Origin of the sequence: Polaribacter marinaquae (assembly GCF_038019025.1) — a bacterium.
In the GTDB taxonomy this organism is placed as follows: Bacteria; Bacteroidota; Bacteroidia; order Flavobacteriales; family Flavobacteriaceae; genus Polaribacter; species Polaribacter marinaquae.
Window position 1 is genome coordinate 1,724,729 of sequence record NZ_CP150496.1, and the last position, 26,417, is coordinate 1,751,145.

The 26,417-nt window shown below is 29.4% G+C and carries 26 protein-coding genes and 1 tRNA gene; 12 read left to right on the top strand and 15 right to left on the bottom strand.

All coding sequences use genetic code 11. The annotated features are described in order from the left end of the window. The first annotated feature begins 24 nt into the window (after positions 1-24). Positions 25-615 (top strand): riboflavin synthase, encoded by a 591-nt coding sequence (locus WG950_RS07885; protein WP_340931488.1) that lies wholly within the window; start codon positions 25-27, stop codon positions 613-615. A gap of 18 nt (positions 616-633) precedes the next feature. On the opposite strand, the gene WG950_RS07890 is transcribed toward WG950_RS07885, so the two are convergent. From WG950_RS07890 to WG950_RS07900, 3 genes are all read right to left on the bottom strand, one after another. Then, on the bottom strand, positions 634-798 hold the full coding sequence (locus WG950_RS07890; protein ID WP_340931490.1) for a PID-CTERM protein-sorting domain-containing protein: 165 nt from the start codon (positions 796-798) through the stop codon (positions 634-636). 85 nt (positions 799-883) lie between these two features. Continuing rightward, positions 884-957, bottom strand: a tRNA-Ile gene (locus tag WG950_RS07895). Between the two features lie 61 nt (positions 958-1,018). Continuing rightward, positions 1,019-1,990, bottom strand: coding sequence for a polyprenyl synthetase family protein (locus WG950_RS07900; protein ID WP_079737994.1), 972 nt, complete (start codon positions 1,988-1,990; stop codon positions 1,019-1,021). 127 nt (positions 1,991-2,117) lie between these two features. On the opposite strand from WG950_RS07900, the gene WG950_RS07905 reads away from it, so the two are divergent. The 5 genes from WG950_RS07905 to WG950_RS07925 all read left to right on the top strand — a co-directional run bounded on the left by WG950_RS07905 (position 2,118) and on the right by WG950_RS07925 (position 9,315). Next, positions 2,118-2,717, top strand: a complete 600-nt coding sequence (locus WG950_RS07905) for a TetR/AcrR family transcriptional regulator (RefSeq protein ID WP_340931492.1) — start codon at positions 2,118-2,120, stop codon at positions 2,715-2,717. A 7-nt stretch (positions 2,718-2,724) separates the two neighbouring features. Further along, positions 2,725-4,056, top strand: a complete 1,332-nt coding sequence (locus WG950_RS07910) for a TolC family protein (RefSeq protein WP_340931493.1) — start codon at positions 2,725-2,727, stop codon at positions 4,054-4,056. Between the two features lie 9 nt (positions 4,057-4,065). Further along, on the top strand, positions 4,066-5,238 hold the full coding sequence (locus WG950_RS07915) for an efflux RND transporter periplasmic adaptor subunit (protein WP_340931494.1): 1,173 nt from the start codon (positions 4,066-4,068) through the stop codon (positions 5,236-5,238). Positions 5,239-5,251: 13 nt separating this feature from the next. Beyond that, complete coding sequence (locus WG950_RS07920) at positions 5,252-8,764, top strand: efflux RND transporter permease subunit (protein ID WP_340931495.1); 3,513 nt, start codon at positions 5,252-5,254, stop codon at positions 8,762-8,764. A 74-nt stretch (positions 8,765-8,838) separates the two neighbouring features. Beyond that, positions 8,839-9,315 (top strand): regulatory protein RecX, encoded by a 477-nt coding sequence (locus WG950_RS07925; protein ID WP_231963573.1) that lies wholly within the window; start codon positions 8,839-8,841, stop codon positions 9,313-9,315. A gap of 101 nt (positions 9,316-9,416) precedes the next feature. Here WG950_RS07925 and WG950_RS07930 read toward each other — a convergent pair whose 3' ends face one another. Together WG950_RS07930 and WG950_RS07935 are read right to left on the bottom strand one after the other, a co-directional pair. Beyond that, positions 9,417-9,932: a nuclear transport factor 2 family protein gene (locus WG950_RS07930; protein WP_340931497.1), complete on the bottom strand. Its 516-nt coding sequence runs from the start codon at positions 9,930-9,932 to the stop codon at positions 9,417-9,419. A gap of 5 nt (positions 9,933-9,937) precedes the next feature. After that, positions 9,938-10,561, bottom strand: coding sequence for a hypothetical protein (locus tag WG950_RS07935; RefSeq protein ID WP_340931499.1), 624 nt, complete (start codon positions 10,559-10,561; stop codon positions 9,938-9,940). A gap of 173 nt (positions 10,562-10,734) precedes the next feature. Here WG950_RS07935 and WG950_RS07940 point away from each other — a divergent pair, with 173 nt between their 5' ends. From WG950_RS07940 to WG950_RS07955, 4 genes are all read left to right on the top strand, one after another. After that, positions 10,735-11,676: an NAD-dependent epimerase/dehydratase family protein gene (locus tag WG950_RS07940; protein WP_340931501.1), complete on the top strand. Its 942-nt coding sequence runs from the start codon at positions 10,735-10,737 to the stop codon at positions 11,674-11,676. Positions 11,677-11,744: 68 nt separating this feature from the next. After that, a complete protein-coding gene (locus WG950_RS07945; protein WP_340931502.1) occupies positions 11,745-12,356 on the top strand; it encodes a thioredoxin family protein in 612 nt (203 codons plus the stop codon). A gap of 86 nt (positions 12,357-12,442) precedes the next feature. Then, positions 12,443-12,928, top strand: a complete 486-nt coding sequence (locus tag WG950_RS07950) for an ABC transporter ATPase (RefSeq protein ID WP_340931503.1) — start codon at positions 12,443-12,445, stop codon at positions 12,926-12,928. Positions 12,929-12,934: 6 nt separating this feature from the next. Then, the gene (locus WG950_RS07955; RefSeq protein ID WP_340931504.1) at positions 12,935-14,086 is read left to right on the top strand and encodes a lycopene cyclase family protein; all 1,152 of its coding nucleotides are present in this window, start codon (positions 12,935-12,937) and stop codon (positions 14,084-14,086) included. Between the two features lie 63 nt (positions 14,087-14,149). Here WG950_RS07955 and WG950_RS07960 read toward each other — a convergent pair whose 3' ends face one another. Both WG950_RS07960 and WG950_RS07965 read right to left on the bottom strand, forming a co-directional pair. Beyond that, on the bottom strand, positions 14,150-14,623 hold the full coding sequence (locus WG950_RS07960) for a hypothetical protein (RefSeq protein ID WP_079737983.1): 474 nt from the start codon (positions 14,621-14,623) through the stop codon (positions 14,150-14,152). A 160-nt stretch (positions 14,624-14,783) separates the two neighbouring features. Beyond that, on the bottom strand, positions 14,784-15,482 hold the full coding sequence (locus WG950_RS07965; protein ID WP_340931506.1) for a hypothetical protein: 699 nt from the start codon (positions 15,480-15,482) through the stop codon (positions 14,784-14,786). 159 nt (positions 15,483-15,641) lie between these two features. On the opposite strand from WG950_RS07965, the gene WG950_RS07970 reads away from it, so the two are divergent. Beyond that, on the top strand, positions 15,642-17,315 hold the full coding sequence (locus tag WG950_RS07970) for an RluA family pseudouridine synthase (protein WP_340931507.1): 1,674 nt from the start codon (positions 15,642-15,644) through the stop codon (positions 17,313-17,315). Between the two features lie 7 nt (positions 17,316-17,322). Here the strand turns inward: WG950_RS07970 and truB are convergent, their stop codons facing one another. The 8 genes from truB to WG950_RS08010 all read right to left on the bottom strand — a co-directional run bounded on the left by truB (position 17,323) and on the right by WG950_RS08010 (position 25,160). Then, positions 17,323-18,015: a tRNA pseudouridine(55) synthase TruB gene (gene truB / locus WG950_RS07975; RefSeq protein ID WP_077810892.1), complete on the bottom strand. Its 693-nt coding sequence runs from the start codon at positions 18,013-18,015 to the stop codon at positions 17,323-17,325. Between the two features lie 23 nt (positions 18,016-18,038). After that, positions 18,039-18,833: an undecaprenyl-diphosphate phosphatase gene (locus WG950_RS07980; RefSeq protein WP_340931508.1), complete on the bottom strand. Its 795-nt coding sequence runs from the start codon at positions 18,831-18,833 to the stop codon at positions 18,039-18,041. A 2-nt stretch (positions 18,834-18,835) separates the two neighbouring features. Beyond that, on the bottom strand, positions 18,836-19,078 hold the full coding sequence (locus WG950_RS07985) for a DUF3098 domain-containing protein (protein ID WP_079737978.1): 243 nt from the start codon (positions 19,076-19,078) through the stop codon (positions 18,836-18,838). A gap of 4 nt (positions 19,079-19,082) precedes the next feature. Further along, positions 19,083-19,961 (bottom strand): cell division protein FtsX, encoded by an 879-nt coding sequence (locus WG950_RS07990; protein ID WP_077810889.1) that lies wholly within the window; start codon positions 19,959-19,961, stop codon positions 19,083-19,085. Positions 19,962-20,035: 74 nt separating this feature from the next. Beyond that, positions 20,036-20,437: a methylmalonyl-CoA epimerase gene (gene mce / locus WG950_RS07995; RefSeq protein WP_340931511.1), complete on the bottom strand. Its 402-nt coding sequence runs from the start codon at positions 20,435-20,437 to the stop codon at positions 20,036-20,038. 23 nt (positions 20,438-20,460) lie between these two features. Continuing rightward, complete coding sequence (locus tag WG950_RS08000) at positions 20,461-20,907, bottom strand: hypothetical protein (RefSeq protein WP_340931512.1); 447 nt, start codon at positions 20,905-20,907, stop codon at positions 20,461-20,463. Between the two features lie 72 nt (positions 20,908-20,979). Further along, complete coding sequence (locus tag WG950_RS08005) at positions 20,980-22,398, bottom strand: DUF5689 domain-containing protein (protein WP_340931513.1); 1,419 nt, start codon at positions 22,396-22,398, stop codon at positions 20,980-20,982. An 11-nt stretch (positions 22,399-22,409) separates the two neighbouring features. Further along, positions 22,410-25,160, bottom strand: coding sequence for a TonB-dependent receptor (locus tag WG950_RS08010; protein WP_340931514.1), 2,751 nt, complete (start codon positions 25,158-25,160; stop codon positions 22,410-22,412). A 119-nt stretch (positions 25,161-25,279) separates the two neighbouring features. Between WG950_RS08010 and WG950_RS08015 the strand changes: the two genes are divergently transcribed. Continuing rightward, positions 25,280-26,335: an endonuclease/exonuclease/phosphatase family protein gene (locus WG950_RS08015; protein ID WP_340931516.1), complete on the top strand. Its 1,056-nt coding sequence runs from the start codon at positions 25,280-25,282 to the stop codon at positions 26,333-26,335. The last annotated feature ends 82 nt before the right edge of the window (positions 26,336-26,417 follow it).

Below are 26,417 nucleotides of genomic sequence, written 5' to 3' on the forward strand. Positions count from 1 at the left end.
CAAAAGTAACTAAAATTTAGAGAAATGTTTACAGGAATAATAGAGACACTTGGTAAAGTAACAAACTTAGTAAGTGAGCAAGATAATCTTCATATAACAGTAAGTAGCAATATTACAAACGAGTTAAAAATAGATCAAAGCGTTGCCCATAATGGCGTATGTTTAACTGTTGTTGGTATCAACGAAAATGAATATACAGTTACCGCTATTAAAGAAACTTTAAACAAAACAAATATAGGAGCGTTAAAAATAGATTCTATTGTAAACTTAGAAAGAGCAATGAAACTTGGCGACAGACTAGACGGCCATATAGTGCAAGGACATGTAGATGAAACTGGGATTTGTACAAATATTGAAAACCAGAACGGAAGTACTGTTTTTACTTTTCGTTATAATGCAACAATAAATAATAATATTACAATTGAGAAAGGTTCTATAACAGTAAACGGAGTAAGTTTAACGGTTGTAAACTCGAAAGATGATTCTTTTAGTGTTGCAATTATACCTTACACTTTAGAAAACACTTCTTTTAAAACTTTAGCAGTAGATGATAAAGTAAATTTAGAATTCGATGTAATTGGTAAATACGTAAGTCGTCTTACCAAAAGAGCATAAGACATTTAAAAATTAAGATTAGTTTCTTAGTTTTGCTACACCATAAATTAAAGCAGAAGCTAGTAAAAATATTACACCGCCATCTACAGATAAACCCGGTGGTGGTGGTGGCACCATTTGACCACAAACCAATTGAGTAGAAAGGAGTACTATAATTAGCACTAAGTATTTTATTTTCTTCATTTTATATCCCCCCAGATTAAAATTTTGAAATTTTTTGTTTTTACAAATATCTAATTTTTATTTGATATATGCTAAAAAAATAAAGTGGTCCCACTTGGGCTCGAACCAAGGACCACCTGATTATGAGTCAGGTGCTCTAACCAACTGAGCTATGGGACCAAAATTATTGGATGCAAATGTACTATTATTTTTAATAATCTAGTAAAAAAAAATAAAAATCTTATACAGATCGATTCATCAACCAAAGACCAAAATCTTTAAGAGATTGTTTATCAACATCTTCGATGCTCATTTTAGCTAAAGTATCAAAAGCTTTTTCTGTATAATTTGCTATTTCTTGCTTAATTAAAAGCGGAATATCGTTCAATTCGAAGATTCTTCTTACCTCAGAAATCTTAACAGAGTTCTCGTTAAGCTTCTTTTTATAAAAATATTGCAACTTACCTTTCTCATCATCATTAGCAACTTCTAACGCTTTTAGATATAAATAGGTTTTTTTATTTTCAATAATATCGCCTCCAACTTGCTTACCAAATGTCTCTGGATCTCCAAAAGTATCTAAATAATCGTCTTGTAATTGAAATGCTAAACCTAGATTTAAACCAAAATCGTAAATTAAACTTGCATTTTCTTCTGTTGTTTCAGCTACAATTGCACCCATTTTTAATGCAGCAGCAACTAAAACTGATGTTTTTAAACGAATCATGTTTATATATTCCGGAATCGTAACATCAGATCTAGTTTCAAAATCAACATCCAACTGTTGTCCGTCACATACTTCTAAAGCGGTTTTGCTAAATAATTTGGCTAACTTCTGAAACACCACAGGTTCGTAATTCTCGAAATATTGATAAGCTAATATTAGCATAGCATCCCCAGAAAGTATACCTGTATTTATATTCCATTTTTCATGAACCGTTGCTTTACCTCTTCTCAAAGGCGCATCATCCATAATATCATCATGTACCAATGTAAAGTTATGAAAAACCTCTACCGCTAAAGCAGCTGGCAAAGCCTTACTTACATTGTTAGAAAATATATCTGCAGCCATTAAAGTTAAGACAGGTCTAATTCTTTTTCCGCCTAATTGCAAAATGTAATCTATTGGTTCGTACAAGTTTTTAGGCTCGTGAATCCATTTTTTTGATTCTAAATAAGAAAGAAATTCCTTTTGATATTGTAAAATGTCCAAATCTAAAATTTTTTGTAAAAATAATGTAAAGAAATTCTTATTTGAAGTTCTAACGTTAAAAAATGTTTAAAACTTTGGAAACTATTTTTGTTTCTAAAGTTTCCTTTTGTACATTTGCACCCGAATTATGAGAGAAAAAATATTAGACAAATCTAAAGAACTCTTCTTAAACCTTGGTTTTAAGAGTGTAACCATGGATGAAATTGCCAGTTCTTTAGGTGTCTCTAAAAAAACAATTTACAAGTATTTTAAAAACAAAACAGAACTTGTAGACGCTGTAACATTATACATGTTTGATAATGTATGTTGTGGTATTGACTCTATATGTGGTTTAGACCTTAATCCTATAGACGAACTTTTTACCATTAAAAAGTTTATCATGGAAAATTTAAAGGACGAAAAATCTTCACCTCAGTATCAACTTCAAAAATATTATCCAAAGATTTACGCTCCTTTAAAGAAAAAGCAATTTTTAATTATGCAAGGTTTTGTAATTAAGAATTTAAATGAAGGAATCAATAAAGGCTTATACAGAAAAGATATTGATGTAGAATTTATTTCTAGAATTTATTTTAACGGTATGATAGGTATTAAAGACAAAGACCTTTTTCCGTTAAGAGATTATTCTATGAACACATTAATGCAATATCACTTAGAATACCATTTAAGAGGTATTTGCACAGAATCTGGAATACAACAATTAGAAACCCAATTAAAACTGAAATAAATCTACCATGAAAAAAAGAATACTGGTATACTTTAGCACCTGTTTTTTCTTAATAACAAATGCCCAAGAAAAAACACAAACGCTATCTCTTAAAGAAGCAATTAACTTTGCATTAGAGAATAGTTATAACACCAAAGCTTCTAAAAACGACATTTTAGCTGCAGAAAAAAAAGTTTGGGAAACCACAACAATTGGTTTACCGCAAATTGATGGTAATATCGATTATCAAAACTTTATAAAACAACCAATTACGTTGGCAGATTTTGACCAAGACGGTACAAACGAAGAGTTTATTTTTGGTACAAAACAAAACATGAATGCAACCGTAACTTTAAGGCAATTGCTTTTTGATGGTTCTTATCTTGTAGGTTTACAAGCATCTAAAACTTATTTAAAAATTTCTGAACAAGCAAACGAGAAAACAGAAATGCTAACCAAAGAAGCTGTTATTAACGCTTACGGTAATGTTTTAGTTACAGAAAATAGTATTGCAATTTTAGAAGGAAACATTAAGATTCTTCAGAAAAATTTTGATGATGCTAAAAAGATTTACGAAAACGGTTTAAATGAAGAAGAAGATGTAGAACAGTTAGAAATTACATTAGGTAACTTAAAAAATCAGCTGAATAATACTAAAAGGATGAAAGAGATTGCATACCAAATGTTAAATCTTTCTTTAGGTAATCCTATTTCTACAAAATTAATTCTAACAGATTCTTTAGATTCTTTAGCTGAGGATAACATCAGCTTAAAACTAATTTCAGAAACATTTAACGTTAACAATCACATCGATTTTAAAATCTCTGAAAATGACATAGAAACTAAAAGATTAATGGTAAAACTAGAGCAAAGTAAGGCATTACCTACTTTAAGTGCCTTTTTAAATTATGGCGCACAAGCAAACTCAGATTCTTTTACTTTTTTAAATAGTAATCAGCGTTGGTTCGATTCTTCTTTATTGGGCTTAAGTTTAAAAATTCCTATTTTTAGTAGTTTTGGTAGAAGTGCAAAAACTGCACAAGCAAAAATTGCATTAGAAACTGCCGACTTAAGATTGCAAGAAATAAAGCAAAAACTGTCTTTAGAAGCTCAGAAAGCTAAAAACGATTACCAAATTAGCATAGACAATTATCAAACAAATAAAAAGAATGTTGGTTTGGCAGAAAGAATCGAAAAGAAACAACGTGTAAAGTTTTTTGAAGGAATTTCTTCTAGTTTCGATTTATTACAAGCTCAAAATCAATTATACACGCAGCAACAAAACTACATACAGTCTATGTTAGAAGTTATTGCTAAAAAAGCAACATTAGAAAACGCATTAAACCTACCAATCAAATAATACATTACAATGAAAAAAATATATTCATTATTCGTTATATCAGCTATTTTAGTTTCTTGTGGTAAAAACAAAGAAACATCTGTAGAAAGCATCATTTCTTCTGGTAATTTAACAGAATTAACAGCAAAGAAGAAAGAAATAACTTCTAAGTTAGAAGAAATAAACAAAGATTTAGAAGCTATAAACACAGCTATTTCAGAAAAAGACACAGTAAAAAAACTTCCTTTAATTACAACATTTGTAGCAAAAGACACAGTTTTTAATCATTATTTAGAATTACAAGGAAACGTAACTACCAAACAAAACATTTTAGTATATCCAGAAATGCCTGGTATTTTAAAAAGAGTTTTGGTTAAAGAAGGTCAAAAAGTTTATAAAGGACAGTTATTGGCTACAATAGACGATGGTGGTTTGGCAAATCAAGTTGCTCAATTAGAAGCAACTACGCAACTAGCTAAAACAACTTACGAGCGTCAAAAACGTTTATGGGAACAAAAAATTGGTTCTGAAATACAGTTTTTACAAACAAAAACAAATTACCAAGCACAAACAAGCAGTTTAAAGCAATTAAAAAGTCAGTTAGCAAAAGCTTCTATTAGAGCTCCTTTTTCTGGAGTTATAGATGATGTTTTTAAAGAAGCAGGTACAGTAATTGCACCAGGGCAAGGTTCTGAAGTTTTTAGAATTGTTAACTTAAACAATATGTATATCGAAGCAGAAGTGCCAGAAAGATATATTACAAGCATTACAAAAAACAAAGCTGTTAAAGTTAGTTTTCCTGTTTTAGGAATTTCTTTAGACAGTAAAGTTAATCAGGTAGGTAGCTACATCAATCCTAACAACAGATCTTTTAAAATAGAAGTTCCTGTTGCTAACAAAAGCGGAAATGTAAAACCTAACTTAACGGCAAAACTTCAAATTAATGATTATTCTGATGAAGAATCTGTATTAATTCCTCAAAGTATTATTTCTGAAAATGCTAACGGAGAGCAGTTTGTTTATGTGATTAGAGATAAAAATGATGCACAAGAAGCTACAGCAGAAAGAGTAATTATTAAAACTGGTAAAACACAAGGCAACCTTATAGAAGTTTTAGAAAACTTACCTGTTGGTACAGAAATTATTGATGAAGGTGCAAGAAGTGTAAACAATGGTCAAACTGTAAAGGTTATCAATAAATAAAAACTCATCTAAGATGTCAAAAGAAAAAAAGAAAGTAGACAAAGAGTTTAAATTATCTTCTTGGGCAATTAATAACAAAACTACCATTTATGTAATAATGGGTGTATTGTTTTTCTATGGTATTACTGCATATTTTAGTATGGCCAGAGAAAATTTTCCGGAAGTAAAAGAAACTAAAATATATATTAGCACAGTATATCCTGGTAACACTGCAGAAGATATAGAAAAACTAATTACAGATCCTTTAGAAGATAAAGTAAAAACAGTAAGTAATGTTGTAGAAGTTACCTCTACTTCTCAAGAAGATTATTCTATAGTAATTGTAGAGTTTGATGAAAACATTACCGTAGAACAGGCTAAACAAAAGATTAAAGACGAAATAGATACAGAAACTTCTAGCGAAGATTGGCCTACTTTTAATGGCGCAAAAGTAGAACCAAACGTATTTAATTTAAGTATGTCTGAAGAAATGCCAATTTTAAATATTAATATTTCTGGCGATTATCCTGTTTATAAATTAAAAGAGTTTGGTGAGTATTTGCAAGATGAAATTGAAGATTTACCAGAAATTAAAAAAGCAGATATTAGAGGTGCTCAAGAAAAAGAAGTAGAAGTTGCTGTTGATGTTTATAAAATGATGGCTAATAAAGTTAGCTTTAATGATATTACAACTGCAATAGGAAACGGAAACGTTACCATGTCTGCCGGTAATTTTATAAATAGCGGTCAAAGAAGAACTATTAGAATTATTGGAGAGATAGATAAACCTTCAGAATTAGAAAATTTTGTAATTAAATCTGAATTTAATAATCCTATTTACTTAAAAGATGTTGCAAAAGTATCTTTTAAAGACAAAGACAAAACAACATATGCAAGAGAACGTGGTGAACCGGTTGTAATGTTAGATGTTAAAAAGCGTGCTGGTAAAAACATGGTAGCCGCTGCAGAAAAAATTCAAGTAATTGTAAATGATGCTATTGCTAACGAGTTTCCAAAAGATTTAAAAGTTACAATTGCCAATGATCAATCTCCTAAAACTATTGGGCAAGTAGATGATTTAGTAAACAATATTATTTTTGGTGTAATATTAGTGGTTGTTGTTTTAATGTTTTTCTTAGGATTTAAAAACGCAGTTTTTGTTGGTTTTGCAATTCCTATGTCTATGTTTATGTCTTTAATGATTTTAAACATGTTAGGTTACACCATGAATACCATGATACTTTTCGGACTTATTATGGGACTTGGTATGTTGGTTGATAACGGAATCGTAGTTGTAGAAAACGTATACCGTTTAATGGACGAAGAAGGAATGAACAAAGTTGATGCCGCCAAAAAAGGTATTAGTGAAATTGCTTTTCCTATTATTATTTCTACTGCAACAACAGTTGCTGCATTTATTCCTTTAGGTCTTTGGCCCGGAATTATGGGAGACTTTATGAAGTTGTTACCAATTACATTATCTACAGTGTTAGGTTCTTCTTTATTAGTTGCTATTTTCTTTAACTCTGTACTTGTATCACAATACATGAGTGTAGAAGATAAAGATATGCCAGTAAAAAGAATTGTAATTATTACTAGTATTATGACAGCTTTAGGTGTTCTGGTTTTAATAACTGGTGGCGCTTATAGAGCTTTAGGTACTTTAATGATTTTTACTGCAATAATGCTTTGGGCTTACAGATTGTTTTTAAGAGGTTGGGCAAATAGTTTTCAAAATAAGGTATTACCTAAGTTAGAGTCTTGGTACGAAAGACAATTAAAAAGAGCATTATCTGGTTGGACTCCTTATGTTTTAACCGTAGGTACTTTTGTTTTATTAATTGTAGCTTTTATGTCTTTTGGTATGTCTTTACAATCACAAAGAACAAAAGTTGAATTTTTTCCAGACAACAAACCAAATCAAATTATTGTATATATAGAATACCCAGAAGGTACAGATATCGAAAAAACTAATAACATTACTAAATTAATCGAACAAAAGGTTTCTGATGTTTTATATAGTGATGATTATATGGATGGCGACTACAACTTTATGGTAGAAAGTTTAGTTTCTCAGGTTGGTGAAGGTGCCGGAAACCCACAAACAGATGGTGGTTCTGCAGCAGAAATGCCGCACAAAGGTAAAATTACCGCTTCTATGAGAGAGTACAAATATAGAAGAGGTTTAGATAGCGAACTTTTAAGACAAAAAGTACAAACTGCTTTGGTAGGAATTTATCCTGGTGTTTTAATTTCTGTTGAAAAAGATGCGAACGGACCACCTGTTGGAGCGCCAATTAATATTGAAATTCAAGGTGATGATTACGCAGAATTAATTACAACTGCGCAAAGAATGCGAGATTTTATTAATACTAAAAGTATTTCTGGTATTGATGAATTAAAAATTGATGTTAACAGAGACAAGCCAGCAATGAAGGTTGTTGTAGACAGAAAAAAAGCAGGTGAACTAGGTGTTTCTACTGGTCAAGTTGGGCAACAGTTAAGAGCTTCTATCTTTGGTAACAAAGCTGGTGTTTATAAAGAAGATGGCGAAGATTATGATATTTATGTTCGTTTTAATAAAGAAGATAGATACAATAAAAGTGCCGTTTTTAATCAAAATATAATCTTTAGAGACATGGCTTCTGGTAAAATAAAAGAAATTCCGGTTTCTACAGTGGCTACACAAACAAACAACTCTGGTTTTAGTGCAATTAAGCATAAAAAATTAAAACGTGTTGTAACGGTTTACTCTGCATTAGCTCCTGGTGAAACAGACGCAGGTGCTGTTGTTGGTAAAATTAGAGAAGAAATGAAAAACTTTAAAAATTTACCTAAAGGAATTAAAATAGATTATACTGGTCAACTAGAAGAACAAGAAAAGCAAATGAACTTTTTAGTTGGAGCGTTTTTTACAGGATTAGCATTGATCTTTTTTATCTTAATTTTCCAATTTAATTCAGTTTCGAAACCAGGAATTATAATGCTTGCTATCTTTTTAAGTTTTATTGGCGTGTTTGGTGGTTTGGTTATTTCTGGCGCTCCTTTTGTTATTATGATGACAATGATGGGAATTATTTCTCTTGCTGGTATTGTAGTAAATAATGGTGTAGTTTTACTAGATTACGCACAATTATTAATTGATAGAAGAAAAGATAGTTTAGATTTAGAAGAAGATGAATTTTTACCAAAAGAAGAATTATTTGCTAGTATTGTACAAGCAGGTAAAGCGCGTTTAAGACCTGTTTTATTAACTGCTATTACCACAATTTTAGGGTTGATACCTTTGGCAATTGGTTTAAACATTAACTTTTTTACATTATTTAGCGAGTTTAACCCGCATATTTATTTTGGTGGAGATAATGTTGTTTTCTGGGGACCATTAGCTTGGACAGTTATTTACGGTCTTGTAGTTGCAACTTTCTTAACGCTTATTGTTGTACCAATTTTATTCTTCTTAATTACGAAGTTTAAAATGAGAATTAAAGGACAATTGAACAATGATGTAGACAATACACAAATTGCTTACACAGAAGTACAAGAATAGCTTTTAGTAGAAAATGTAAATAAATAAAGGGATGAAATCGTTTAGGTTTCATCCCTTTTTATATTTTTGAACCAATGATGCAGAAAAAATCTTTTACCGTAGAAGAAATTAAACGCAAGATAGAACAGTATTGTGTCTACCAAGATCGTTGCCATAAAGAGGTAGAACAAAAAATGCGCGATTATAATTTAATTCCGGAAGCTAGAGAACTTATACTTTTAAGTTTAATGAAAGATAATTTTCTAAACGAAGAACGCTTTGCTAAAAGTTTTGCAAGAGGAAAGTTCAGAATTAAAAATTGGGGCAAACAAAGAATTGTTAGAGAGTTAAAGTTTAAAGATATTTCTGCTTACAATATAAAAACCGCACTTAAAGAGATTGATGAAGAAGAATATATTGAAACTATTTATAGGATTACCGAAAATAGAAATGCTGTAATTTCTGAAAGTGATATTTACAAACGTAAAAACAAACTAATAGGCTTTTTGATGCGAAAAGGTTTTGAAAATGAGCTTATTTTTAAAGTAGTAAACGAAGTTGTTAGTTCTTAAAACAAGCTAACAAACACACTTAGCCCTGATAGAGCAATTTGTTTGAGCTCTTTTGAGGAACGAAAAAAGCGAGTTGCGAAAGCAGGAAATAGCTTCTAAAATTAATTCTTATATTTTTCTAAGAATTTAGCATCGTTTTCTTTTTTTGCTTTTATAACATTTTGCACATCGTCGTTTGGTATTGCTACAGATAAAACATATTGCTTAATTTGCCATTTACCATTGCTGTTTTCTAAAACTCCAGAACCTCTACAAGTACCCATCCAAGTATTTAAAAGCTCGTCAAACCACACAAAATTTTTGTTTTGGTTTACATAAACATTTCTTTCTAAAGTTGTAAAAGACCATGCTTTACCTCTATCAAAAAAAGGTTTGCTAAAGCCAATAAATTCCTTTTTAGTCCAAATTTCTTCGGCTGCGGTACCAATATAAACTGCGTCTTTAGACATTGCATTAAAGTAATTGTCAAAATTTGCATCGGCTGCAGCTTTGTGCCAATTAACCATAAAAACATTTACTTCTTCTTTTATGGTTTCAACATCCTTTTTTATAATTATTGATGTAGAACAAGCGCTTAAAACTAAAATACTTATTAATAATACAACTGCTTTTTTCATGATGTTTACTGCCTTTTTCTAGAACCTTTGTCTAAATTATTTTTTTCTATTAACTTTTCTTTCATTCTTAAATCTATCGATTTTTTAGAAACGGTATCTAATCGCGTAGAATCTAAACCAATAAAATCTACATCGATATCAATTTCATTTTCGAATCTAATTTTAGCTAAAACGGTATTTATTTTTGTGTTGATATCAGAAAAAGCAGACATGGTTTTGTCTACTTGGTTATTAACTTCTGCTGCCTCTATTGCACTAATTTCTGTAATATCTGCAAGTCTTAAAACCTCATTATATAAAATATTGATTCTAGCATTTACAGACGGAATATCAAATTTTTTGGGTTTAAGGCTATCTTTTAAACTTTTAACCAAATCTTTTAACTCGACAGCGTTACTTAAGGCTTCGTTAGGCGATATTTTTTGATATTTAACAAAAAAAGAATCAACTTCTTTTAGGTATTTCCAGTCTTTTACTTCATCATAAAATGTAGGTAAAACTGGCGCTGTTTTGGCATGAGATTGCACCAAAGTCATTAATGGTTTCGGTTTAATTTCTTCTTTATTTTCTTGTTTATTTCCACAAGAAACTACAAAAACACTTAGTACTAAAAGGTATATATATTTCACGATGTTATTTAAAAAAGTAAAAATACACATTTTTAAGCGTAAATTAGATTTTAAAGAAATGATAACAAATTGGTTATATAAGCCATTAAATTACTGAATAATTATTTTATTAAATAATTATTACGAATACTTAAATTAAGTACCTTTGTTGTTGATTTTAATTCAATCTAAAAATGAGTGAAACTATTTTAGTTTTAGGCGCCAGCGGGCAAATTGGTAACGAGTTAACTCAAAAACTACGTACAGTTTACGGTAATAACAATGTTATTGCTTCTGATATTAGAGAAGGAAATGCAGACATGATGACTTCTGGTCCTTTTGAAATTATAGACGCCACAGATAAAGAAACCATTTTAAAAATGGTTAAAAAGTACGATGTTACTCAGGTTTATTTATTAGCGGCAATGTTGTCTGCAACTGCAGAGAAATTTCCACAAAAAGCTTGGGATTTAAACATGACATCTTTACTCGGCGTATTAGATTTAGCTAAAGAAAAACATATAAAACAAGTCTATTGGCCAAGTTCTATAGCCGTATTTGGACCAACAACTCCTAAAGAAAATACACCACAAAAAACAATAATGGAACCAAGTACTGTTTACGGAATTAGTAAACTTTCGGGTGAATTTTGGTGTAATTATTATCACGAAAAATTTGGGGTTGATGTTAGAAGCATTCGATATCCTGGTATTATTTCTTGGAAAACAAAACCTGGCGGAGGCACAACAGATTATGCCGTAGATATTTATTTTAAAGCATTAGAAGAAGGTAATTATGAGTGTTTTTTATCAGAAAAAACACGATTACCAATGATGTTTATGGATGATGCTGTAAATGCAACCATACAACTTATGCAAGCAAAACCAGAAGATGTAAAAGTAAGAACTGCATACAATTTAGCAGCTATAGATTTTACACCAGAAGAAATTGCATTAGAAATTAAAAAACATTTACCCGATTTTAAAATTTCTTACAAACCAGATTTTAGACAAGAAATTGCAGATAGTTGGCCTTCTATAATCGATGATTTTGAAGCCCGAAAAGATTGGAACTGGCAACATAAATTTAATTTAGAAACCATGACCAAAGAAATTTTAACTAACTTAAAAAAGTAAAATATAAGCGTTGTAAGTTTATTAAAAACACACGTCTAAACTCTTGAATTAAGTTAAGCAATTTTAGCATGAAAGAAATTATAGAAAATAGTCTTAAAAACACAATTTCTTACGCAGAGTACAGAAGTTTAGTTAGTAGTTTGTTAGAAGAAGGTAAAGCAACAGGACCAATACAATCTGAAGCTTTAACCAATTATAGTTTATTAAATGATAAACGTATGAAGCGTTTAGATAAAACTATTAAAATTTCTGAAGAAACAATATCTGAATTTCAAAAGGTAACCGTACCTCAAACTTGGTTGGTTATAACAGAAGGTTGGTGTGGTGACGCTGCACAAAATATTCCTGTACTTCAAAAAATTGCAGATTTTACAGATAAAGTAGATTTAAAAATAGTTTTAAGAGACGAAAACTTACCTTTAATGGATTTGTTTCTTACAAACGGAGGTAGAAGCATACCTAAACTAATTGCTTTAGATAAAGATAATAATGTTATCAATACTTGGGGACCAAGACCTTCTACAGCAACTAAAATGGTTGCAGATTATAAAGAAGAACATGGCAGTTTAGACGCACAATTTAAACAAGATCTACAAGTTTGGTATAATAAAAATAAAGGTAAAAATGTACAAGAAGATTTAGTTAAGCTTGCTACACAAATACCGGCAAAAAAAATATAATAATTATTCACCTTTTTAAAAACCGCAAACACATTTTCTGTTTGCGGTTTTTCTTTTGGTTATATTTGTACTCTAAATAAAATAGAATGTTTGTAGATTTTAAAGAAATACCAGAAGATGCAAAAGTTTGGGTATATCCTTCTAGTAGAAAATTTTACGCAAATGAAATTGAACCTTTAGAAGAAAAGGTAAAAGCATTTATTAGCACTTGGAAACAAGATGACGATACTTTTAAAGCTTCTTATAAAATTTTATACAATCGGTTTATTGTAATTACTGCAGACAATGTTACAACTCCTTTAAAGGGCGCAGATATAGATGCTTCTGTATCTTTTATTTTAGGTTTACAGCAAGAATATGAGGTAGAACTTTTAGACAGAATGAATGTTTGTTTTAAACAAGGAGAATTTGTACAATACAAAGATTTAAAAGACTTTAAAAAGTTATTAAAAAACAAAGCTTTAACAGGTAAATCTATTGTTTTTGATAACTTAATTACAACAAAAGAAGATTTTGAGAATTTTTGGAAAATCCCTATTGAAGACAGCTGGTATAACCGTTTTTTGAAATAACTATTGATGAAAAAATACGATTATATTATTGCAGGTTCTGGATGCGCAGGTTTAAGCTTGCTATATCGCATATTAAAAGAACCTACACTACAACATAAATCTATTTTAGTAATCGATAAAGACTCTAAAAAAAACAATGATAGAACTTGGTGTTATTGGGAAAAAGAAGCTGGTATTTTTGATGAGCTTGTTTCTTCAAAATGGAATAATCTTGCTTTTCTAACTACAGGTTTTGAAAAAAATCTAGATTTAGGCAGTTATACTTACAAGATGATTCAAGGGTTAGATTTTTATCAGTATGTATTAAATTATGCCCAAAAGTTTACTAACGTAACTTTTGTTCAAGAAAATATTCTTTCCATTTCTTCTGATGATAGTGTTGGCATTGTAAAAACAAACCTTGCTAGTTATACGAGTAAAGTAGTATTTAATTCAACAAGTTTATTCAATCCTGTTATAACAGAACAAAACTCTCTTTTACAACATTTTAAAGGTTGGGTTATTAAAACTGAAACTGCACAATTCGACAAAAATGTTGGTAGATTAATGGATTTTACCGTTTCGCAAGAACATGGCGCAACTTTTATGTACGTTTTACCTACTTCTAGCACAGAAGCTTTGGTAGAATATACTTTATTTACACCAAAACTTATAGAAAAAGAAGACTACAAGAAAGCTTTGGTAAAATATATTAAAGAAGATTTAAAAATAGAAAAGTACACAATTACTCACGAAGAATTTGGAATTATACCAATGTCTCTTGCCAATTTTAAAAGAACCGAAGACAAAACAATAATAAACATTGGTACTGCTGGCGGATTCACAAAAGCAAGCAGTGGTTATACGTTTCAGTTTATTCAAAAAAATCTATCAGAAATCATATTAGATTTAAAAAATAATCGTCCAATTTTAAATAAAACTACTTTTAAAGACAAACTTTATAATTGGTACGATAGAACTTTAATTGATGTACTACTTTCTAATAAATTAACCGGTAAAGAGGTTTTTACAAGAATATTCAAAAAGAATTCCCCAGAAAAAATTTTAGCTTTTTTAGGAAATGAAAGTAGTTTAAAAGAAGATGTTTTAATTATGAAAAACTTACCTCTTCTTCCTTTTTTAATGGCTGGTATTCGACAACTTTTTACCAAAAGATAATTTAAAACAAAAAAAAGGATAGATTTAAAATCTATCCTTTGGTGTTAACTATTGTATGCGCTATTAAGAATTATAATCTTCTATTGTTTCATTTAACTCTTCACGTAAATCATCAAACTTTTCGTTTAATTCTTCTAAATTCTGTTTTACGTTTTTAGCAGGTTCATTTCTTTCATCTAAAAGTTTTTTATACTCTTCTTGCACATCATCGATATCTTCTAAAACCTCTTCTGTTTTTAACCAAGCAGGAATCGTGTTTCCTAAATTGTTTACAGAATTATTTAAGCCTTCGATAATTTCTGAATTTACTGCTAAATCTCTCTCTTCAATTTCCATCAACTCACGGTTTGCATCGTTAAAACCATCCCAATCGTTAAATGCTAAATGTCCTTCTGAGTCTACTTTGTACTCAACTGTTTGTCCGTCTGCAATTTTAATTTCCATTGTTTTATATTCAGTATCTGTAGCATTATTACAAGACATAAATAATAAACCTGTAACTGTTAAAACTGCTGTAAATTTTTTAATAATTTTCATAATATGTGTTTTAATTTGATACAAAATTAAAGGAAACAAGCACTGTTTTTTAACGCAGATAAATCGATTATTAACTCTTTGCAAAAGAGCTAATAATCGATTTCAACAAAAAAGGTAGACCTAAAGTCTACCTTTTTAAAATTTTATTTAAGAAGTTTTATTATTGTTCCTTCTCAATCATTTTATCTAATTTTTTAATTTCTTCATTATATTCTTCTATTGCTGCATCGATCTTTCCTTTTTTAAATTCTTCATTAAATTCTTCGATTGCAGACTCATTTATTTTAGTATACTCTTCTACAGTTTCATCTAACTCTTCTCTTAAATCGTCAAATTTTTCAGATAATTCTTCTAAGTTTTCTTTCATTTCACTTTCAGAAGCATCAGCATCTTCTATTAATTCTAAATATTCTTTCTGCACATCTGCTACATCTTCCATCACCTCTTCAGTTTTTAACCAAGCCGGGATTGTGTTACCTAAGTTAGCAATTCTATAGTTCATGTTTCTTACTCTTTGGGCAGTTGTAACATAATTTGTTTTTCTAATCTCTGCTAATTCAGAATTAATAACTGTATAATCAGACCAATCATCAAAACCAACAATACCTTTTTCATCTAAATTATAAACAATCGCAGTACCATCTTTCATTTTGTAGGTTCTGGTCTTCACTTCCATTTCCTCATCCATCTCATTTACTCCTTCCTCTAAACCTTCTTCTGCAGAATCTATCATTTCGGCAACTTCTTCTTTAGCTTCCTCTGTTTTCTTTTTTGTATTATCACAAGAAACAAACATAAAACTAGATACTGTTAATGCTGTTACGAATAATTTTATCGAATTCATTTTTATATTTTTCATAATATTCATTTTAAGTTCGATACAAAACTATAAGATATGTAAACTATTTTTTAACGCATTCAAAAATTATGTTGACTCTTTCAATAAAGCTTATTTCTATACTATTATAAACATTCTTGTTACTGATAAACTAACTATCTTTGAGGTTTTAAAATAAATATGTTAAAGCACTTGCAATCTTTTAAGACAGATATTTCTAGCATACAACTGCCAGAGAAATTTACATTTCCGTTTTATTACGAACCACATCCTTTAGCTAAAATTGCGAGTAATGAGCTGCAAGAATATTTAATAAATCAGCAAGATTTTAAACACAATTTTGGTTTAAATAACGATACAACAACTTTACCAATAGGTAAAATGTTTGGTGTTTTAATAGTTAAAGACAAAGATGATAATATTGGTTACTTAGCAGCTTTTTCTGGCAAATTAGCAGATAAAAGTTTGCCAGAAAAATTTGTACCTCCTGTTTTTAACATGCGTACAGAAGGAAGTTTTTACATAAAAGGCGAATTAGAAATAGACGCTATAAATGCAAAACTTAGTGCAATAACAAATAGCAACGAATTTATAACTGCTAAAAAAAATGTAAAAAAATTATCTAAAGAAATAGAAGATGACTTGGCTTTTCAAAGAAAAAAAATGAAGTCTTTAAAGTCTGAAAGAAAAGCAATTAAAAAGAATGCTGAAAAGTCTTTAAGTAAATTAGAATTTGATAAGCTTACCAAAAAACTGATGCAAGAAAGTTACAACAATCAGTTTTTTATGAAAGAATTACAAGAGTATTATCAAGATAAATTATCAAAAGTTTGTAGCAATTATTTGTTACTTAAAGATGAAATATCAGCATTAAAAAAATCTAGAAAAGAAAAATCGAATTATTTACAGCAAACCTTATTTAGCAAATATGCTTTTTTAAATAAAGACAAAGAACTTAAAAACTTATTAGATATATTTAATGATCCAGCAATTAAACCACCTGCTGGTTCTGGAGAATGTTCTGCGCCTAAACTTTTACAGTATGCTTTTAAGAATGATTTAACCCCAATTACAATGGCAGAATTTTGGTGGGGAATTTCGCCAAACTCAGCAATTAGAAAGCATAAAAACTATTATCCGGCTTGTCAAAGTAGATGTAAACCCATTTTATCTCATATGTTGAAAGGTGTTAAAATGGATGACAATTTATTATTGGAAAATTTAGCCGAAAATAAAGAATTAGAAATAATTTATGAGGATGATGTACTACTTGCGGTAAACAAACCTGCAGAGTTTTTGTCTGTACCTGGTAAAGACATTAAAGATTCTGTTTACACCAGGATTAAAGATAAATATCCGGAAGCAACTGGACCAATAATTGTGCATCGATTAGATATGTCTACATCTGGTATTTTATTACTAACCAAAACGAAAGAAGCTAATAAAGTTTTGCAAAGTCAGTTTATTAATAGAACTATTAAAAAACGTTATGTTGCTTTGCTAGACGGCATTTTACCAAAAAATAAAGGAAAAATAAAATTACCGCTTCGAGTAGATTTAGACGACAGACCAAAACAACTTGTAGATTTTAAGTTTGGGAAACCTGCGGAAACCGATTGGGAAATAATTTCTGAAATTAATAACAAAACGAAAGTTTACTTTTATCCAATAACTGGTAGAACTCACCAGTTAAGAGTTCATGCGGCTCATAAAAACGGATTAAACACGCCTATTGTGGGGGATGATCTTTATGGAAACAAACAAAATAGATTGCATTTACATGCAGAATTTATAGAGTTTAATCATCCTGTAACTCTTAAAAGAATGAGCTTAAAAGTTGATGCCGATTTTTAAATGAACTTTATTCTTTTTTTAAATTTTCTATAAAGCTTTCAACAGAAAGAGCATTATCAACAGAAAAATCTCCAATTTTAGTTCTTCTTAATACTGATAAATGTGCACCAGAATTTAAAGCCTTTCCGTAATCAAAAGCTAAAGACCTTATATAAGTTCCTTTACTACAAACGATTCTAAATTCTACTTCTGGTAAATTTACTTTTGTTATTTCAAATTCTGAAACCGTAACAGTTCTTGCTTTAATTTCTGTTGTTTCTCCTTTTCTAGCCAATTCATACAAACGTTTTCCGTCTTTTTTAATTGCAGAAAAAATAGGTGGTTTTTGCTGAATTTCGCCAACAAATTGCTTTGTAGTTTCGTGCAATAAATCTTCTGTAATATGTGCTGTAGAAAATGTTTTATCGATTTCTGTTTCTAAATCGTAACTAGGTGTTGTTGCACCAATTGTAAAAGTACCTGTATACTCTTTAATTTGCCCTTGATATGTATCTATTTGCTTGGTTTGTTTACCTGTACAAATAATAAGCAAACCCGTTGCTAAAGGATCTAAAGTACCAGCATGACCAACCTTTATTTTCTTGATATTAAAGCGTTGTCTAATTTCCCAACGCAATTTATTTACTACTTGAAAAGAAGTCCAAGTTAGTGGTTTATCAATCAGTAAAACCTGTCCGTTTTTATAATCTTCTTCAGTCATTTATGCTGAATCGTTTTGTAAAATTAATTTAAAAGAGAATATCCTATTGCAATAAAACCTACAATAGCACAATACACAGAAAAGTAAGAAAGTTTGCTTTTCTTCACCAAAGAAATCATCCATTTACAAGCCAATAAACCCGCTAAAAAAGCAGCTATAAAACCTGCAATAATTGGCATCATTTCTGATGATTGAAAATTTAAATCTCCGCTTAAAACATCTTTCCCTATTTTACCAAAAATTAAAGGTACAACCATTAAAAAAGAAAATTTAGCTGCTCTAGTCCTATCAATACCTAATAATACTGATGTAGAAATTGTTGCACCAGATCTAGAAATACCTGGCAACATTGCAATTGCTTGCGAAACACCAATAATTACTGCATTAAAAAATGATACTTTTTTTTCTGTCTTTTTAGCTTTATCTGCCAACAATAATAACAAAGCTGTTAATAAAAGCATGCAACCTACAAGCAAAATTTTACCGCCAAAGAAAGATTCTAACTGTTCTTCAAATAATAATCCTATGGCTACTGCGGGAATCATAGAAATTATAATTTTAAGAGAAAACTTAAACTCTTCGTTCCATTTAAATTGAAACAATCCTTTAAAAATTTCTAAAATTTCTTTTCTAAAGATTACAATTGTACTTAAAGCTGTTGCAAAATGCAAAACCACCGTAAAGGTTAAACTTTCTTCTGGCACAGAAGTATCACCTAAAATAGCTTTTGCTAATTCTAAATGACCACTAGAAGAAACAGGTAAAAATTCTGTTAAACCTTGAATAATTCCAAGAATTATAGCTTCTAAAATATCCATATTTATTTATTAGGATTTAATAAGATTGCATAAATTTCTATTGCCAAACCAACAATTACTAATGTTGGCGCAAGTCTAATTCTTTGCCAATTATATATTTCTTTATTAAAAACCTCTGGGTTATCACTACCGCCACCAGACATAAAAATAAATCCTAAACTAATTACTGCAATACCAATAATCATAAAAATATAATTCTTCTTCCCAAAAAGAAATTCTGGATTTTGTACCTGTTCGTCTTTCATAGTATTAATAATAAAGTTCTTCTGTTTGTAAATTTAAAAGGCGCTGTGTTGCAAAAAACGTACTTAACCATGTTATAATAAAAGCAGATAATAACACACCTGCAACCAAATAACTAATAGTAACGTAATCTTTTAACAACCTTAAACTTGGTGCTAAACTATCTAAATAATAGATTACTAAACCTAAACCAATAAGCGCTAAAATTGCACCAATTATACCTAATTTTATACCTTGCCAAATAAACGGTTTTCTAATAAAACCTTTTGTAGCACCAACCATTTGCATGGTTTTTATATTAAACCTTTTCGAGTAAATAGATAATCTAATAGCACTATTAATTAATATAATTGCCACCAAACTAAAAAAACCACTTAAGGCTAATAACCAAAAGCTAATTCTTTTAATATTCTTGGTAAGTATATTTATTAAGGGTTTATCGTAAGAAACATCTGCAACAAATGCATTTTTTAAAAACCTAGATTCTAACTCTTCCATTTTTTCTGGAGTAACAAAATCTGCTTTTAAGTAGATGTCTATTCCGTTTTTAAGAGGATTCTCACCTAAAAACTTCATAAAATCTTCTCCAATTTCTTTACTGTATTGTTTTGCAGCTTGGGTTTTTGAAGTATAAATTACTCGTTTTGTAAACACTTCTTTTTGAATTGACTCTTTAAAAGAATTGATTTGCTTTCTGTTTACATTATCTTTTAAAAATAGTGTTATTGCTACTTTTTCTTTTACTCGATTAGAAACCAAAGTAGATTTTAAAAGTACCAAACCTAACACACCAACCATAAAAAGTACTAAAGCAATACTAATTACAACAGAAATGTAAGAAGATGCTAAGCGTCTTTTTTGATAAGATTCGAATTTTGAAGGCATTTACAATAACTTTTAAAACTGTGGCAAGATAATAATTAGTATGCAGTTAACAGTGTCTGTTAGCAGTATTTTAACTATTCTATCTCTTGACATAACTCAATTAAAACACCGTTTGTTGTTTTAGGGTGTAAAAAAGCAACTAATTTATTGTCAGCTCCTTTTTTTGGTGTTTCGTTTAACACAGTAAAACCTTCGTTTTTTAATCTAGTTATTTCTACATTGATATCTGCTACAGCAAATGCTATGTGATGAATTCCTTCTCCTTTTTTATCTATAAATTTGGCAATTGGGCTATCTTCTTTTGTTGCTTGTAACAACTCTACTTTATTGGGTCCTGTTTTAAAAAATGAAGTTTTAACACCTTCGGATTCAACTTCTTCTTCTTTGTAATGCTTTTCGCCAAAAAGTGATGCAAATAATTTATTTGAGACCTCTAAATCTTTAACTGCAATACCTATGTGTTCTATTTTATCCATAGGGTAAAAATAGTAAAAGCTATTTAACCATCATAACCAAAACCACTTTTGTCTTCAACCTCTAATTTTTCTATTTTTAGATAAACATTATTCATTAATAAGTTTTCTGAATTTAAATTTACTGCATTCAAAAACAAAGAATCTTTTTCTCTTAATAACAAAGTTATAGACTTATTAGTAGATTTTACAGCATGATAACTTTTAGTTTCTTTATTAATTACTGCAGTAATTTCAGATTTATAATTATTTACATATAAACTTAATTCTGATACAGCATCTTTATAAAATGTACTTAAAGAGTTTTGACTAAAACCCCAATCTATTTTATAAATACCATACACAGGAATAGTTAATTTCTTATTCGTAACAGAACCATGTTTAGAATTAAAATCTACATCACCAGATATTGTTAGTTCTTTTAATTCCTCATTAAATGTAAATCCGGTAGTTTTATCTAATACAATTTCCATAATTTTTTATTTCAAAAATACATGTAGATTTTTGTATTTATCTAAGGAAAAACACCCATAAATAGCAGTATTTTAATCTTTTGCTATAATTTTAATATTATCTAATTCGTAAGTTCCATCAAAGTTTACATTGCCATTACCTTTGTATTTAAAAGCGATATATGCAGTGCCCGAATAATTAGATAAATCTATATATGTAGAATGTATCCAATTTTTAAAACCTTCTCCATCAGAAACAATTTTTGCAGGTAAAACGGTCCAATTTGCTGTACTAATATTATTAGAATCACCATTAAAATCCGTAGAAACTAAAACTTCTAATTCGCTACCATTGGCAAAACTATTTGATGTTTCAAAAGAAAGAAACTCCTCTAAAGTAGCATCTAAATCAACACCTTTGGTTATCAGCCAAGTTATTGTACTTGCATCAGAAGAATTAGCAGAACCTATTCTTGCGGCTTTACTTTGCGAATAAGTATCAGTGTAAGATCGCCAAGATTTTGTACCTTCTTCTCTATAATTTAACCAATCTGCTACTCTTATTTCTCCAGAAGTTGTCTCAAAACCTTCTTCTAATAAAGTAATATTAAAATCTTGTTCGGTTTGCGTGGTACATCTTTCATTAGACATTAAAACATCTTCTGTAGAATTTAATACAAGTACTAAAAAATCGCCACTATAATCTTTAGAAACCAATGCGTTAATTGTTCCGCCACCAGTTGGTAGCGCATTATTTGCAAAGTTTGCAAAAGAACTTGTTTCTAAAACAAGATCTGCAAAACCTAATCTTTGGCAAGTTTGAATTTTTCTTTGTGTATCAAAATCTTCTGTAGGATCTACATAAGATTTACCTGCTAAATTTTCTGGAAAAATTACATTATTTACAGAAACAAAAGTACCTATATCATAAGCACTTAATGCTGCTAAAGAAACTGCTTTAGGTACAATTATTTCTGCTTTTTCTGAACGAAAAAAATGACCATCTATTTGTTTAGAAGAAACACTTTCTATTTCGTTTTCATTTGTAATACTTAATTTACCACCTATTGTTATAATTCCGTCACCAGAATTTAATTCGCCAATAAATAAATCTTTTAATCGAATGTAAACCTCTCTACCCAAATTAAATTTATTGAATGTATTGGTTAGGTTAACTGCTATTTTTATTCCGGCGGTAGGATTTTCTGGAGCATCTTGCATATAAAACTCTCTAAAATAATTCCCGTTTTCATCAGAAGAATTCACATAGCCTTTCACAACAATATCAGAAGTAATTTTTAATGGCTTGTTGCCAGAAATGTATAATTCTTTTAATGCTTTTATAGACTTCAATTCTAAGAGATTACTATCAATACTATCTAAAACTGCTGTAAGATTTTTGTTTTCTTCTTCACCTAAATTTTCTGGAACTGTATAATCGCTATCTGCTACACAAGTAATAAATAGCAAACTTGTAATAATTAATAAAGTTGTTAATGTATTTCTTTTCATTTTAAATATTTTTAGAAGCTGATGTTTAGGTTTAAAAAGTAAGTTGTACCTCTACCGTACCAATATTTATTACCAAACACCGGTTTTGCCAAACTTTTGTCTGCTTTTAATTCGTTGTAGTTTGCATTTCTACCTTGTTCAAAACCGCCAGATTTATATTCTTTATTTAATAAGTTATTAATGGTAGCAAATACACTTATGTAGTATTTTTTAATTTTATAAGATTTACCACCAACAATATTTACAACCTTATAACTATCAAATTTTTCTTGTTTTAATAATTCTCTAGCAGTTTCTGTGTTATAATTAGAAAAACTTAAACCATCCGAATCTGTATAAAAATTGCTTGTTCTTGTTAACGGAGCAATGTCTATATATGTATTTGAAAAGAAATTGGTTGTGGCACCAACCCACCAATAATCTGGATCTCTATATTCGAAGCCTATAGAATAGGCGTTATGTGGGCCAGCTGCAATTTTATAATTTTTAAGATTTGATGTGTAATTTTTAGATCTTCCGTTTTCATCGAAAATACCAGTATTAGAAATATCTGATGTTAAATATAAATCTGGATTATTATTGTAAACAAAACTACCCACAGAGGCTGCTCCTTTTAATTTTAAAGTCGCTGTAATTTGTGCTTCTAATCCTAATTCTAAACCTAATTGTCTTTTTTCTATTCCTGATAAAATTTCTTGTACAAAAGCTGTGTTATCACCACCTAAACCATCTGCAAAATAGAACGAAATTTCTGTAGCGTCTTTTATGCTTGTATAATAACCTGTTAATCTTGCTGTAATTACAGGACTCCTTCTAATATAACTTATATCTGTAGTTAAAATTTTTTCACTTTGTAAATCATCAACTAAATTGTTATTTTCTCTAGAATTGGAAAAAGAATTTCTTAATGTTGGTGCTTGAGTTAAGTAACCAAAATTAGCATTGATTATATTTCGACCGTTTATTTTATAAGTAGCACCAGATTTAAAACCATAATTTGTGAAATTTAGCTTTTCTGAATTGCCTAAAGAATTGTTTTCAAATCTTCCGTTTTTATAAAGACCTTCTCTATAACTAGCAGAATTAGAAATTTTTAATGCAGCAAAAAAATCTAACTTATTATATTTAAACTGTGCTTGTAAAAAAGCATTTATAACTGTTGAGTTTAAGTTGAAATTGTATTTAAATTTTTCTCCTACACCAACAATTCTATCAGGATTTTGTAAATCGTTTTGCATTTGAGCTTTAGAAGCTGCAAAATTATTTACATCTAAATAACCATTTCCGCCTAACAAATCTATTACTTCTGCAAAGTTTTCAGATTTTAACTGTTTATATTCTAACTTAGAGTTGATGGAAAAATTATCATTTATTTCTAAATTATAAATACTATTTAACGTAATTAATTTGTCATCATTTCTATCTTCATATAGAACAAAAGCACTATTAGAGTAGGTGTTTGCTGTAGTTACATTTGCATCAAAAATAGTTCTCCAATTTATTTGGCCGTCATCTAAAAAATTTTCTTGAGCAGTATATGCTTCTGCCAAATTATTGGTTCGTAAAAAATAACTTGGTAATTTTTGATAATAAGACGGACTCGGGTTTGCACCACCATTAAAATCGATTCTGCTGTTTCCTATATTACCAAATTGATAAGAAATATTTGTTTGTAAAGACGCTTTTTCAGAAATAGTCCAAAAATGATTCAGCATTAAAATAGGTTCTGCAACTTCTTTAATTCTCGCATTCAATTTATTACCATTTAAAAAACCCCAATATTCGTTGTATGCAATACCTTTTAAATCAAAAACTTCTTGTGTATTTGGTGAGGATTTACCTCTTCTATTTGGTGTAAAAATTCCTGTAAAGTTTAAACTATGTACTTCATTAAATTTTTTTTCTATGGATGCAAAAGCTGAATACGCATTGTAAGAAGTACCCTCATTAAACCCTTCTTTACCTAATCTTCTACTTCCAGAAAAAGTAAAAGACCAACCTTTTTTTGAAATCCCAGAGCTGTAAGTTGCCATTAATCTATGTACATAACTTCTATTAGAAGATGAATATGAAACTCTACTGCCGGGTCTTTGTAAAGACGCCCTAGCATCTATATTAGTTGCGCCTAAAATTCCGCCAAAAGTAAAATTAGAAGCGGCTAAACCGTTGGTAAACTCTTGATTTCTTAGCACATCATTCAATCCGCCCCAATTGCTCCATTGAGCTCTTCCGTCATAAATCTTATTCATTTCTATTCCGTTTATTAGAACTTTTCCGTTACCAGAATCTAAACCACGAACTCTAAAAAAAGATGAACTAAACTCAAATGCAGCAGTTCTTAAAAAAACATCTCTAGAAGATTGCAACAAACCCGCTATATTATCTGCAGAATTAGCATCATCATTTAACTCATCATCTGTAATTGTAATAATACTTAAGTCTTCTTGTTCTATATCTAACTTATAAAGTATAATTTCACCAAGATTGATGTTAATAGTATTTAAATCAATGGGGAAATTTTGAGTTTCGTAACCCAAAAAAGAGATTTGCAAAAGATGTTTTCCTTTAGGAATATTTTTTAGTTTAAATACTCCATTTTCTGTAGTTTTAGTTTCAATATTTAATTTCTTAATTCTTATTGAAACATTTTCTAAAGGCTCTTTAGAATGGTGACTCATCACAATTCCTTCTAAAATATTTTGAGTAAAAATTTTAGTATAGCACAATAGAAATACAACTATTAAAACAATAGTTCTATTCATAAAGTTTTCTTTTTCAGTTTTATAGCGCACTAAATTTAGAGTTTTTTTTCTAAAAAAGAATACTAAATTCTATTTTTCTTTTATTTGAATCTAAATGTTTTATAGATTTGTTTAAAAAAATGCGAAATTATTTATGTCTTTTCTTACTCTTTATTCTTTGTACTTCTAATTCTTTTTCTCAGAAAAACAGCAAAAAATATGCTATTAGAACTATTGCTTTTTACAACTTAGAAAATTTATTTGACACGATTAATGATGTTTCTTTAAATGATGAAGCTAGCCCCATAATGGAATTAAAATTTAATCGATCTAAGGTTTATTGGGATAAAATAGACAAACTTTCGAGCACAATTTCAAAAATTGGTTTCGAAAAATCAAATACAAGTCCGGCAATAATTGGTGTTTCTGAAATAGAAAATTTAAATGTTTTAGAAGATTTAATTAATTCGAAACATTTAAAAGATAAAAACTATGGTATTGTGCATTACGATTCTCCAGACAAAAGAGGTATTGATGTAGCGTTATTATATCAAAAAAGATATTTTAAACCCATTTACCATGAAGCATTCAACCCAAATATTTACAAAGAAAACAAGAAGATTTTTACTAGAGATCAGTTACTAGTTTCGGGTTATTTAGATGACGAGCTAATACATGTTATTGTAAATCATTGGCCATCTAGAAGAGGCGGAGAATCTAAAAGTAGACCTTTAAGGGAAAAAGCAGCGTATCAGAATTTAAAAATTATCGAAAAAATAATATCTGAAAATGAAAATGCTAAGTTTTTAATTATGGGCGATTTTAATGATGACCCTATAAATTCTAGTTTTAAAAACGTTCTTAAAACTAAAAGTAGAAAAAAGAATGTGCTAGAAAAAGACATTTATAATCCGTATGAAGATTTATACCGAAGAGGCTTTAATACTTTGGCTTATAGAGATAAGTTAAATCTTTTTGATATGATTCTAATTTCATCGACTCTTTTAAACAAGGGCAAAAAAGATTTTTCTAGTTATAAAATGTTTAAAGCTATGATTTTTAACAAGCAATTTTTAAGTCATAAAAAAGGAAAGTTTAAAGGATATCCGTTTCGAAGTTTTTCTAACGGATCTTATACTGGCGGATATTCTGACCATTATCCTGTTTACATGTATTTGTTAAAAGAAAAAAACTAAAATTTATTGTTTTAAAAACAGAAAAACCCGAAACTAAAGAAGTTTCGGGTTTTTTTTGATAATAAATTATTGCCTTTTACAG